This window comes from Kriegella aquimaris, from assembly GCF_900103215.1.
GTDB classification, from domain to species: Bacteria; Bacteroidota; Bacteroidia; order Flavobacteriales; family Flavobacteriaceae; genus Kriegella; species Kriegella aquimaris.
Genome location: NZ_FNGV01000009.1, coordinates 100969 through 114619, shown reverse-complemented (window position 1 = coordinate 114619; position 13651 = coordinate 100969). Strand labels below are relative to the sequence as shown.

7 protein-coding genes are annotated in these 13651 nt (G+C 41.8%); all 7 read right to left on the bottom strand.

Features of this window, described 5'->3' with window-relative positions; translation table 11 throughout:
- Positions 1 to 77 precede the first annotated feature (77 nt).
- On the bottom strand, positions 78 to 782 hold the full coding sequence (locus BLS33_RS16750) for an energy transducer TonB (RefSeq protein WP_089892134.1): 705 nt from the start codon (positions 780 to 782) through the stop codon (positions 78 to 80).
- 53 nt (positions 783 to 835) lie between these two features.
- Positions 836 to 1237, bottom strand: a complete 402-nt coding sequence (locus BLS33_RS16745; RefSeq protein WP_143017635.1) for a VanZ family protein — start codon at positions 1235 to 1237, stop codon at positions 836 to 838.
- Entirely contained in the window at positions 1230 to 1610 is a 381-nt protein-coding gene (gene gcvH, locus BLS33_RS16740) for a glycine cleavage system protein GcvH (RefSeq protein ID WP_089892129.1), read from the bottom strand. Before gcvH ends, BLS33_RS16745 begins: the two co-directional genes overlap by 8 nt.
- Before the next feature lie 166 nt (positions 1611 to 1776).
- Positions 1777 to 8976 (bottom strand): T9SS outer membrane translocon Sov/SprA, encoded by a 7200-nt coding sequence (sov, locus tag BLS33_RS16735; protein WP_089892126.1) that lies wholly within the window; start codon positions 8974 to 8976, stop codon positions 1777 to 1779.
- A 5-nt stretch (positions 8977 to 8981) separates the two neighbouring features.
- The gene (ruvA, locus tag BLS33_RS16730; RefSeq protein ID WP_089892122.1) at positions 8982 to 9563 is read right to left on the bottom strand and encodes a Holliday junction branch migration protein RuvA; all 582 of its coding nucleotides are present in this window, start codon (positions 9561 to 9563) and stop codon (positions 8982 to 8984) included.
- Between the two features lie 104 nt (positions 9564 to 9667).
- The gene (locus tag BLS33_RS16725) at positions 9668 to 11965 is read right to left on the bottom strand and encodes an NADP-dependent malic enzyme (protein ID WP_089892119.1); all 2298 of its coding nucleotides are present in this window, start codon (positions 11963 to 11965) and stop codon (positions 9668 to 9670) included.
- A 165-nt stretch (positions 11966 to 12130) separates the two neighbouring features.
- Positions 12131 to 13567: an MFS transporter gene (locus BLS33_RS16720; protein ID WP_089892116.1), complete on the bottom strand. Its 1437-nt coding sequence runs from the start codon at positions 13565 to 13567 to the stop codon at positions 12131 to 12133.
- Between the last annotated feature and the right edge of the window lie 84 nt (positions 13568 to 13651).

Genomic DNA, 13651 nt, shown 5'->3' with positions numbered 1-13651 from the left:
CAATGTTTATCTTTTGGCCATAAAAAAACCCTGATAGCTCACACTATCAGGGTTTCAAAATATATTGAAAATATTTTTTACTGCAGTTTAAATGTAATAGGAATACTAAAAGGAACCCTTACTGCCCTACCCCTTTGCTTTCCTGGGGTCATTTTTGGCAGCTTGTCAATAATTCGAGCCGCCTCTTTCTCAAGGTTTTTGTCCGGTCCACGCATTCTAACGCCGCCGATACTACCATCTTTCTGGATTACGAACATTACACTAACCCGACCTTGAATCCCCATTTCTTGTGCGATTTCAGGATATCTAAAGTTCTTGCTGATGTGCTTTTGCATCATTGAGTTGAAGCAAGCCCTTTTATCACTTTCATTTTCACAACCAGGAAAAATAGGAACATCTTCAATTACAGCAAAAGGTACGTCGACATCTTCGATTTCTTCTTCGACCGCAACATCTTCAACCTCGATAATCTCTTCTTCTTGACTTGTCTCTGTAGATTCAATTACAGTTTCTTCAACTTCTTCCTCATCTTCGACAACCTCAATAATTTCAGGCGCGGCTGGTGGCGGTGGCGGAGGTGGTGTTTTGATCTGTTCCGTCATTGGCACTTCTTCATCCAAATCATCATCAACATTCATTGAAATGTCGTAATCATTGGTCTTATCGTACGTTTTCCACTCTAGAGCGCCATATACTAAAATCATTGTCAGTGTCAAACCTATAACAAAGTACAAGCCGCTATTGCGCCCTATATCTGCCTTCGGGTTCTTTTTCGGTTCCATATCTACAAATTTTAAGGTTTGCTAATTTAAATAAATAATCGATAATCAAGCAATTAATTTTCCCATTTTAATCTCGTTTTGCCCGAAAATAAAGATTTCATACATAACGCTCCGCAAATCGCACCAAAACTGTTTGCCAAAACATCAAGCATATCACCCTCTCTATCAAGCGTATAGTGCTCTTGTACAACCTCAATAATCATACCAAACACAATAACCACCACCAAGATTACGAATAACACTTTTTTTATAGGAATTTTACTTTTTGAAAGTTCCCGCAAGGCCATTGTTCCTAAAATTGCGCCGACGAAATAAAATCCGAAATGCACGACCTTGTCCATATGGGGTAAATTAAAACTAGGAATTTCGTCTCCGGAAAAAGAAGTCAGACATGAATATGCAACCAGCGACATCCAACTTATGAAAGCGATGGTGTACAATCTATTCTTAAGCACCAATCAACGCCTTATAATCTGATGCACTCAATAAGTCGTCAATCTGTGACGGCTCACTAATTTTCACCTTGACCATCCACCCTTCACCATAAGGATCGGTGTTCACTTTTTCTGGCTCATCTTCAAGAGCCTCATTGAACTCGATAATTTCACCACTTACAGGAAGAAAAAGATCCGAAACCGTTTTCACGGCCTCTACCGTACCAAAAACCTCTTCCCTATCCATCGTTTCATCAACGGTTTCTACTTCAACATAAACGATATCTCCCAATTCACCCTGGGCGAAATCGGTAATACCTATTATGGCTACGTCGCCTTCGACTCTTATCCATTCATGATCTTTGGTGTAGCTTAATTCCGATGGTATGTTCATTTCTTTATTTTTAGGAAAGCAAATGTAAATGATTCTGAAGAGGAATTCAAAAAATAAGCATAAGTTCAAGCGCTAAATTCGGCACCTACTTAAATTACTTGAATTTCAATTTGATAGCAATATGAAGGTGTACACCTTTCTTCGAGAACATGACCAATCAACACTTTTAGTTACCAAAATTATAACGTAGCGTGAAGCCCGTGTTAATGGTAGTCTGTGGGAATGCCGTGGAAACAGCGAACTGTGAGAATGAATGATCATAAAAGAACAGGGCGTTCAAGTTTTTGCTCAGCGCATAATCAGCAGTGAATTTCATGGACAAAAGATTTTGCCCTGATGTAATTTGATTGTTGTCTATGTCAAGATTACGTATGATGGTAATATTATCACGCAAAGTCACATCAGCTTTTAAATTAAGATCACCTTTCAACCTTGTTTTATTACCGCCAATGTTCGTTACAAACTGCACGTCTTTGACACGATACCCTAGACCGACTGTATACTCCTTACCACTGATCTCGGTCATCAGATTGTTATCAAAACTAAGCGACAAGGCTCTATCGGTGCGTACTTCGGCCAATACGCTAATTGAATTTTTCATTTCAAAATCGACCCGCATCAACGGATTGAACTGATCGGTAAGCACCACGTTGTTCAAAATAAGTTCTGGTAAAAAGTCATCTGTTTCGGGATCGATAAGTCCATTCTCACGTTCCAAATTGGTTTGAAAAGAGTTGATACTATACGAAGCCCTGTACCCATGACCCAGCGAAAAACGTTTAAATTTTTTCTTGAACCACTTATTACGCATCAATCCTGTATATTTTATGTTCCAATTCGGAATAGGAATCTGTCTGAAAACATCTAGGTTCACCCGATTCTCATCTTGACCTGTGTAAGCTGCAAAAAAGGCAGGAAGCAGAACATCTTGGCTTGTTTTACTGTAGCGTTCCGGAAAACCATCTTCATCTAAAGTGCCCGGCACACCGCCTCTATCAGACACCAAGCGATTGGCTATAGTCAATCTATTTTCTTTGAACTGCTCAAAATGAGCCGAGGTAAATTCATCACTCTTTCCAAAGGCCGTACCGATCATGACGGTCGAGATGCTGAAGTTCCCAAAGTTATTACCTAACAGGTTATGGTATCGCGAGCCCCCATTTTCAAAATCGTCAATAACCTCAAAACTCTCTTGATAACTGCTTGAATATTGTCGGTCTGCCGACAAATCTATGGTCAGGTCTTGAAAAGGTTGTGCTGTAGCGGTAATATTCAATTGCTTGTTCGTGCGCTCTATAAACTGTTCGTTGAACTCGGTGAACCTTGTTAACCAACCCCTTCGCGCAGCTTCATAGCGTACGTCTGACTGGCTTCCGAAAACAAAACCGACCGAAGGCCTCAAAGAACCTACAAAGCCAACCGATTGGGTATACCCAGGAAGTACTTTTCCGTTACTTTCATTATAATTAAAATTCAAGCGTTTAACCATCGTCAAGATGTCTACCGCAGCGTTGAACAAACCACCAGTTTTCTTTTTTGTTTGTTCCGAATTCGTTGCCGGATTGCCCGCCTTGTCTCGCTGAACGGGAGCAGCATTGGCACGTGTTTTTCCTGATCGCTTTCTCAACCCGATCAAGTCATAAAATTTTTGCAGGGTCAATGCCGCGGTTAAATTATGGGTATTGGCATTCTGTACCGTATTTATGTCAGACCCGGCCACCTCACGCAAGGCATCTCCGCCGCGCTGCCAGTCAAAATTACTAGTATAACTATATTGTGAACTGATAAAATCTAGGGCTGGAATTTTGCTAAAAGGCAATTCATAATTCAATTCCATTTGTTGCGAGTGTCGATTCGGTTCCCCTAAATCCCAAAAGCCATCCCAAAGTCCCAACATCTGATCAATCTCGGAATCAGGATTTCCTTCTTCCTCAAAATAATTACGTATGATGTTATTATTACTTCCTTTTAAATTCAACCGCAACGACTTGGTAAGACTATAGTTTACCGCATACTGCCAGTTAAAAAGATAATTTCGTTGTTTTAAGGTCGGTAATGCCAGTTTATCTACCCCTTCTTCGACCACATCCCTGAACCTCTGTTGATTGAATTGCCGATTGATATTGGAGTTAACCGATACGCTTGCAGGCAACAAATTAAGATTCAGTTCTTTTAACCATTGCCAATATCTACCCGTGAGCAATGAATCGTTTTTGACGAACGGAGCTATTTCAACAGGCTTAAAATTATGATTGTAAACAAGGCCCGTAACAACGTTCTGATCTCGTAATTCCGCAATCTCAAAATCACGATGGTCGGTCTCGTTGTACGAATAGTTGAATGTAAAATTCTCAACATCATAAAAGTTGGCATCGGCCTCTTCACCCCGATTTTTACGTACTCCTATCAAGTTAATGCTTGTGCGCTTGGTATAATCTTCGGCTTGCTCCTCTATTTCTTTTGCATTCTCGGCATTATCGGCGGCATCTATTCTATCTTGTAATTTGAGATCGTCATATACGGGATCGAATTCAGGTGTAATCAGTTGTTCGGATATACCGTAATTAAAGGGCAATTGAATACCCCACTTTTCAGGAAGCAACTGACCTACATTTACATTGGTAACCAAATCATACGATATAGCATCTTCACGTGCCCTTTCGTTGGGCATCTGATCGATGGCCCCGAAACCTGATGTGCTCGTGCCTCCTGTTGCGGATATATCTGCAAAGTCGGCAATATTGGCATCGATTGCGGCTACTGCGGCCCATCCTCCATTATTATCTAGACCGGCGAGCCGAAGTTCATTGAACCAAACTTCACCGCGAGCTGGCAGGTTATCGATGTTCTTTACACCGACCATCACACTTCGAATACTTCCCAATGAGGGATTCCCTTTAATTCCGATTCGAATTCTTCCTAGCGTTCTGGGTGAAAATTCATCTACCTCCACCACTGTTCCTCCATCAATTTCAAAAAATCTCAGCTCGTTAAGCGGTACATCGTTCTGTGACCGTAGCGCGAGACGCAAGGACTTAACTTTATTCAAATCGGACAAGATAACTTCCAATTCGTTCTCTTCAGGCCAAATCTCGGTATCCGACACCGCACTGAAGGGCGTAAACTTTAACGGGAGTTCCATTTGGTAGAAATTCTCGGAAAAATCGGTACCTATCCGTAAAAACCCTACCAATGGTGTATCATCAAGCGGATAATCGGCATCGAATATTTTTTCGGCATGCATAAACATTTTCAGTTTTTCATACTGCCGTACATCGATGTTCAAATTCTTGAACACCCCCCTTGAATCTTCAGCCTCTAAATTCTCAACCACTAAAGAAAGTGATTGTTCGTTCTGCTGAATAATTGTATTGTTATTGTTCAACTGCTCACGAAGCACCCCCGGGGGCAGCACATACGGAATTGGATTCCGATTCTCGTTCTCTTGAATATTGACGGCATTGACATCTAAACTGGTACCATCATCAAGTGGATCTATATCATCATCCTGTAACGATTTGGCATAGGTACGCCAATCTCCCCTGACCAAATCCAAGGTTGCAAAACGCAGTACGACATCATCATTAAAACCCGTCATATACATACGCATCGTACTGATAGACCTGAAATCGGTAATACCACCTACGGCATCGGTAAAATCACTTAAGGGAATTTTATATTGAATCCACCGAGTTCGCACGGTACTACCATCTGGAATACGATCACCCGATAAAACCAAGGAATCGCGAATATCGGTTACATACTTATCGTTAATATTGGTATTCGGTTTGATAGGAACACGATATTCGTAGTAGCTATTTACCGTATTCATCGTTAAATCCCGGTCAATATCTTCAACATCGGGCAGCGTCGTTGACCCCCTATTGTCATTGGTTACTTGTACAGGCGAGTTGCCCTGAGGGTTGTTAAAATTCAAGTATCGATTCAAGATACCCCCATCGCGCTGCAAAAAGTATTCATAGTTATCGGAAGCCGGATCTTCCCCGGGACCATAAATAGCAACCTCGGCCGAGTCATCCAATCCGTCAAAACCGACATCTTGCGCTTGCCTCCCAGCTTCATCAACGTCAAAAGCATATACTAAAGCTTGAGTCGCTGGTACTACACCCCAAATAGGGTTTTCAGGTTTTACACTACCTACCCCATTTACAGGCAGTCCGTTTTCATACTGTTTCAAACCATCTGATAAAATATCTTCGGAGATATTCCCAAGGTTAAAAACCAATTCCCCTGAACTGGTGGCCGTACCGTCTTCATACGGATCCATTACCCAGAACTGTACAAATTCAACATTCGATTGTTCAAAATTGGTACTACTCAGCGAACGCATAATGCCTCCCCACCTATCATTGGCAGCGGCACTATCAAAATCATCATTCGCGTTATACGGACCTTTAAGATTTGGATAATACGCCAAATCTAACGTAGTCTGTTGTCTTGTCTGACCTTGTGCAATTTCTACCTTTGGAAATACTTCGTTAACGAATATTCGTCGGGTCGTATTAATGGATATATCACTATCTCCAATACTTGATGGCCGTTGATTTGTATAAAAAATAGGATCTATGGTGTACCATGCCAGTTTAGCTCTTTGAAAACCTGTTTCCAAACCTTTCTGTGTCGGGCTATCTAAAAACTCAATAGGCGTACTGGCCAGTGACCAGCCCAAAGAAGAACGAATATCTATAAGTGCCTGTGCTCCTTCAAAGTCATCGAGATACGTCGTAGTCTCCCCTTGAAAATCAGCATTTTTCGGAGAATTCGGTTTCAACCAAGCAACCTCTCCCCGAACAGAAAGATTAGAAGGAACGTCGGTATCTATATTCGGTAATTTGTTTACCAATCGGGTCAGAAAAGGAATTTCTGTCGAGAAGTTTCCGTTCACACCGAAAATAGTATTGTTTACAGGTTCTACCCCAAAATTGGATTTCTGGGTCAACGGACGTTCGTTCAAGTTTAGAAACGTAGCGCCTAACACAAAGTTATCGTTGAATTGATGTTCTACATTAACGCCCGTAAATCTTCTGGTCTGTTGGCCGAAAACAGCATTGTTTTCTACCGATATGTTGATTGGCGTGTTGGAGGCTTCTAAACTGGGATCCAATAATTGCACGGTACCTGCCTGATAATTTACGGTATAGTCAATACCTTCCTGTAATTGACGCCCTCCGGCAGTAACCCGTACCGAACCTCTTGGCACATTGAACGCCCCGATGGGAATACCATTGCTTCCCTCAGACTTATAGCGCCCTTTCAATAAGAACTTGTTTTTTTCAGGGTCTTGTAACGCCGCCGATTTGGTAAGCTCGTACATATCCCTAAACACATATTTTTGCTGGTTCGCATTATAACCCTGGCCATTGGCCACATCATAAGTACCGCCGCCCAAAGTTTCGAACAAATATTCCCCAAAAGGTTCCACTTTTGTAAAAATAATATTCCCTCCTTGGGTATCGACCGTAATTCCTTGTACAAAATCAAAGAACCCATCACCTTCTGGCTGAACATCGTTATAAGCGTTCAAGCGATCAAAATTGAACACTTTCAGCAATATATCCTCTTCCAACCCATCGGGCCACGTAGCATCGTCTACCGGTGTTATGTAGTTTCGCGGAGTCGGATTGGAATACAGAATATTCATTTTAAAATCGTCTTCGCTCAAACGGAAGGCCCCGGTCGCATAAATATTCTTCATCATCAAATCCCAAATGGGATCTGAGACACTCGTGATATTACTCTTGAGTAATTTCAATACCAACGTATTGTTTTCGATTATAGGATTGGCAGCATTGATACCCCCAGACACTGTGGTAGCATCTAGACCCCCATTTGCGAACTCACCTACTTGATACACTTTTCCATTATAGGTATATTGAAAGGCGGCGGCCAAAACCTCATCGTTACTTAAACGCTGGTTCAAAGAAACATACCCTAATTGTGAATTGAAATCGAAGTCACGCCCGAGTTCCAATTTTCGTGCATTCTCTAGAATCGCATAATCAAAACCTTGGTTTGGCTGATAGCCCGGCACATTAAAACCTTGTTCTACCGTAGCTATATCACGAATACTCTCTGTCAAAACGCCTCCAGCACCAATCAATGCCGGATCATAATCATTGGCATTGTTTCTTGGCAAGCCGTTGGGCTGCATGTCTGTAGTATTGGTATTAAAGAATCCGGCCGGAGGATTATTACCGGCAATCTGACTATAAATTCTAGTTTTTGATTCGGTAGGTCCGTTAAGCGGATCATATTCCCCTAAATCTTGAATACCCACAATATTTCGAACATTCAGCGTCTGCTGGCTACGATTGGTAACCCAGACTTCAAGCCGCGTTATCTGTACTCCACTACGGATAAAAGGATAGTTTGAAAGCGCCTCGTCATAGGTGTCCCTGAAATATTGGGCAAGGAAGAAATGTTTGTCCTCATCGTAATCCAAAGCTGTGACAGAGAATTCATTCAAGGTTCCTCCCCCTTGTGCCACTACTGTGTTGTTCTGCGATTGCTGTTCGGAAAAAACGGCGGTCACCATAGTCTTACCGAATTGCAATTGGGTCTTTACCCCAAAAAGGCTCTGCGCCCCTTGGATCAAGGAACTATTGAGCGGCATGCTCACATTACCCACTTCAATTTTACGAATGATATCGTCTTCGGTCGGTGTATAATCAAGCTTTACAATATTCTGAAAATCGAATGTAGCTTCGGTATCGTAGTTGGCAGTCACCTGTAGCCGCTCACCTATTTTTCCCAACATGCTCAAACTTATACGTTGGTCAAAATCAAAAGATAGGTTGGTACGGTTTCTTGGTGAAAGGGATGGGTTGTCATTTTTTTGCCAAATAACACCTAAATCCATCGCTACAGATCCTTGTGGAATAACTTCTATGGTATTTCCTCCAAATACAGACTGAAAGAAACTGTTATTGACATAAAAGTTGGGCAAGAGGTTTTTTCGAGCTTCTTCACTTCCCTCCTTTTTTCCAGAGTAGGCATCCGATTTCTCTTTAAAATAATCTTTGATACCTTCTTGGCGAACCAGTTCAAGATATTGCTCAGACGTAAGGATTATTGGGTATCCGATATCAAAATCACCGATGCTTTCTTTGTAAATGTATCGGTCAAGCTTGGGGTCGTAAATATATTTTGAAACGATGCTTTCGGGGTTGGGCATCTTTAATCTCCCTAGCGAGAAACCTGTTTTTACAGAATCCAATTCTTGTTCATCCGTTTCTTGTTCATCGGTATCTTGTGCAAAGGAAGTTTCCGTTGCCATAAAGAAAATAACGAATAGAAAGGTAAGCTTAAATGATGATTTAAGAATTGTTTTTGCCCCTGTTTTCAAACTTGTTATAAATTTTTGAGCGCGCGTTTTAGAGTTTCCTCGACGCTCAGTGTCGGGTCTTGTGCCAAAACCTTGTCAACGACCTTTTCGGCCTGCTTCCTGACAAATCCAAGAACCTCTAATGCAGATAACGCTTCATCTTTATTTGTATTGTTTGAAACAAGGGAAAGTTCATCAATATTATAGATTTTCAAAATCTTGTCTTTAAGATCTAGAATCACCCGCTGAGCAGTCTTTACACCGATCCCTTTTATCCCTTGAATCGTAGCCACATCACCAGAGGCTATAGCATCTCTTATTTGTGACGGCGAAAGCGATGATAACATCGTTCGGGCCGTACTGGAACCAATTCCTGAAACAGATAGTAATAAACGGAAAATCTCCCGTTCCGATTTCTCTACGAAACCGAACAAGGTATGTGAATCTTCCTTAATCTGCAGATGGGTATATAAACTGATGTTTTCATTATCGGAAACCTTCGAAAAGGTGTTTAAAGATATATTGACAAAATATCCGACTCCCGCACATTCGATAATAACATGGGTGGGATTCTTTTCAATAAGTCTGCCGTGAAGATGATGAATCATAAGTTAAATCCAGGTTTAAATATTAAGTCTCCATAACACATCAAGTACAAGAAGGTATTGTTCCATCAAGTTCAAACTCGAATCGGATATGTACAAAAGTTCAACTAATTACTGCCTATTTTTGCTTTCTTGCGTTTTTCTCGCTCTTGTGCATCGATTACGGCTATTGCCGACATATTTACCATTTCATCAACGCTTGCACCCAATTGCAGAACATGTACAGACCTTCGCAATCCGACCATAATTGGTCCGATTGATGCCGCTTCATTAAGTTCCTTCAACAGTTTATAAGTAATATTCGCCGATTCCAAATTCGGAAAAATCAAAGTATTCACCTTTTTTCCTGCTAGTTTAGAAAACGGAAACTGGCTTTGATGCAATTCTTTATTAAGGGCAAAGTCGGTTTGAATTTCTCCATCGACCACCAATTCAGGATCTTCTGCATGTAAGATTTTAATCGCCTTTCTTACCTTGGTAGCATGCGGGTGATTAGAAGACCCAAAGTTTGCATAAGACAACAAAGCCATTACGGGATCAAAACCAAAAGTAGCTGCAACCTTGGCGGTCATTCGGGCTATTTCTGCTATTTCTTCTGCCGTGGGGTCGATATTTATAGAAGTATCGGCCAAGAACAACGGTCCTCTTCGTGTGATCATAATGTGAACCGTGGCGGCCTTTGTGACACCAGTAGCCCTCCCAATCACCTCGAATATTGGTTTTACCACTCTGGGGTACGCTCGTGAATAACCTGAAATCATACCATCTGCATCACCTTCAAGAACCATCATCGCCCCGAAATAATTACGCTCACGCATCTTAGATTTCGCATTGTACAAGGTAGAGCCACTTCGCCTTCTATTTTCCCAATATTTTGTAGCATACCTATCTCTTCTCTCATTCGATTCGATAGCGTTGGGGTCAATGATAACAATATCGGCATCGAATTCCAATTCCCCCATCAGTTCTTCGATGATATCACGTTTGCCTAAAAGTATCGGTATGGAGATACCCTCTTCATAAGCTATCTGAGCCGCCTTTAAGACATCTAGATGGTCAGCTTCGGCATAAACAATTTTTTTAGGGTCGATTTTCGCCCTGTTCATAAGCAGTCGCATTACCTTGTTATCGTCTCCCGAGCGCTGTAATAGCTCCTCGCGATATTTGCTCCAATCCTCGATAGGGATTCTTGCAACCCCACTATCAATTGCAGCTTTTGCCACTGCTGGCGGAATTTCGGATATCAACCGTTGGTCAAAAGGTTTGGGTATGATATATTCCCTGCCGAATGTCAACCTTGTTTCTCCATAGGCTATATTCACTTGTTCGGGAACGGGTTCTTTGGCCAAGGAAGCTAAAGCTTTTACCGCGGCCATCTTCATTTCTTCGTTAATTGCCGACGCCCGTACATCTAAGGCCCCCCGGAATATAAAAGGAAAACCTAAAACATTGTTTACCTGATTAGGATGGTCTGAACGCCCAGTAGCCATAATAACATCTTTTCGAGTCGAGACGGCCAATTCATATTTCATTTCGGGATCAGGATTCGCCATAGCAAAAACAATAGGATCCTTCGCCATGGAAAGCAGCATTTCAGGGGACACTATATCCTTAACGGACAAGCCCACAAAAACATCGGCATCAATCATGGCTTCTTCCAAGGTGTCAATTTTTCTATCGGTGGCAAACTCCAATTTCGAAGGAGCCAAGTTTTCGGCATCCTTTCGAATCACTCCTTTACTATCCAACATTACAATATTTTCGGCCTTCGCCCCGAAAGCTTTATATAACTTGGTACACGAAACTGCGGCCGCACCTGCACCACTCACCACAATTCTTACTTCGTGCATCTTCTTTTGGGCTATTTCAAGGGCGTTCAACAAAGCAGCAGCAGAAATAATCGCTGTACCATGCTGATCATCGTGCATCACCGGAATATCAAGTTCTTCCTTTAAGCGTCTTTCAATTTCAAAAGCTTCGGGTGCTTTTATATCTTCAAGGTTGATGCCTCCGAAAGTGGGTGCAATCATCTTGACCGTTTCCACAAATTTATCAACGTCTTTGGTATCAACTTCGATATCGATTCCGTCAATATCTGCAAAAATCTTAAAAAGCAAAGCCTTCCCTTCCATAACGGGTTTGCTAGCCTCGGGTCCGATATCACCAAGTCCTAGTACGGCCGTACCATTCGATATAATGGCAACTATATTACCTTTTGAGGTGTATTTATATACGTTGTCCTTATTTTTTGCGATTTCCAAACAGGGCTCTGCAACCCCAGGGGAATAAGCTAGCGCCAAATCACGTTGGGTGGCATAAGGCTTAGTAGGTACAATCTTAATCTTTCCAGGTTGGGGTTTGGCGTGGTAGACCAATGCTTCACGTCTTTGTTTCTCGTTGCTCATATAGTTAGACTTTGGAAAACAAATTTAGTAGTATTCTTCGGATAAAAGTCGTTGAAAGTTGCTGAAATGAAGTTTAAGTTCGGGGCGTCTACTTTTTATCCCGTTTTTATCTTAGGTAACAATCTTACCGCTAGGAAAAATACATTCCCCGAATTGCATTACTTATCAATCATCGGGAATCTTCAAACGCAATGCCAAAATCGCTGCAATGATGAAGAAAATTCCCCCAAAAAGAATAGCATTTATAGCGTCATTACCAAGCATATTCTTGATAATAAATCCGAAGGAAACCGTCTGAATCAGCATGGGTATCACTATCATCATATTCACGATGCCCATATAAACACCCCGACGATCTTCAGGAATCACTTTCGATACCATAGCATACGGAATACCCATCATCGCCGCCCACCCGACACCAAATAAAATCATTGGCAGAAGCAATAGATATTGATCTGAAATATAGGGCATACTCAACATGGCCACTCCGGTCAGCACTAAACTGAGCACATAAACCAACTTCGAACTGTATTTTCTTGCCAAAGGCACCAGGGCCAAAGCCACGACCATCGTCACTAAATTATACGTCCCGTTCATCAACCCGGTTTGGGCCAAGGCCTGTTCCGATAGTGATTGAATATTTTGAGCAAAAGATAGGTCGCTTGTTCCGATTACACTACCAGCATTACAAGCGGCCATAATGGATTCAAACCTTTCAGTATCTTGGTTACTAATACCAAACAGGCCGGTTCTGAGCATCGGGGTTATGAACTGCCAGTATACGAACAGGGCATACCATTGAAAAAAATAGACGGCTGAAAGACGCCACATTAGTTTGGGCATAACACCAATGGCATGTACAATTTCGAGAACGGGTCCGAAAACTTTCTGAATAAAAGACTTGCCCCTATCTTTATTTCTTATATGTGCAAGTTCGGCATCCGTAGGCGGTATCTCAGGTGTTTTAAAAACAGACCATAAAATAGTTCCCATGGAAGCTACCGCACCTAAAAAGAAACTATAATACACCCACGTCGGGATTGCCGACACTACCTCGGTGGTGGTTGAACAAAGGCTTCCACTTGCCGAAGGAACACTGAACCAATCTTGAAAAAGGAACAATGAAAAATTCGCCAGGGTGATACCTGCACCCACAAACAGACTTTGCATTTGAAAACCGTACGTCAATTGGTTATCGGGCAATTTATCACCCACAAAGGCCCTGTACGGTTCCATAGCTGTATTGTTGGCGGCATCTAAAATCCAAAGAAGCCCTACGGCAAACCACAAATGAGAACTAAAGGGAAATACAAACAGACATAAACTTGCTACTATGGCACCAATCAAGAAAAAAGGTTTGCGACGTCCCCACCGCGGTGACCAAGTTTTGTCAGAAATCGCCCCGATTATCGGCTGAATCAACAACCCGGTAACTGGACCTGCAAGATTGAGCAAAGGAAGTTCTTCGTGATGTGCACCAAGAAAAGAAAATATAGGATTTATTGCGGTCTGTTGTAGCCCGAAACTAAACTGGATTCCAAAAAAACCCACATTCATGTTCCATATCTGCCAAAAACTCAGCTCAGGCTTCCGTATTTTCATTGTTACACTAGTTTAGTCGAAAAAAATTCTACTCAATATAGTGTTTTTTAATGCTTGAACAGTTGAAAATCGAAGTAAGAATGC

Excerpts from the sequence above, each read along its gene's own strand:
- BLS33_RS16720 (WP_089892116.1), bottom strand. The coding sequence starts at position 13,567 with ATGAAAATACGGAAGCCTGAGCTGAGTTTTTGGCAGATATGGAACATG.
- BLS33_RS16750 (WP_089892134.1), bottom strand. The coding sequence starts at position 782 with ATGGAACCGAAAAAGAACCCGAAGGCAGATATAGGGCGCAATAGCGGC.
- ruvA (WP_089892122.1), bottom strand. The coding sequence starts at position 9,563 with ATGATTCATCATCTTCACGGCAGACTTATTGAAAAGAATCCCACCCAT.
- BLS33_RS16725 (WP_089892119.1), bottom strand. The coding sequence starts at position 11,965 with ATGAGCAACGAGAAACAAAGACGTGAAGCATTGGTCTACCACGCCAAA.
- gcvH (WP_089892129.1), bottom strand. The coding sequence starts at position 1,610 with ATGAACATACCATCGGAATTAAGCTACACCAAAGATCATGAATGGATA.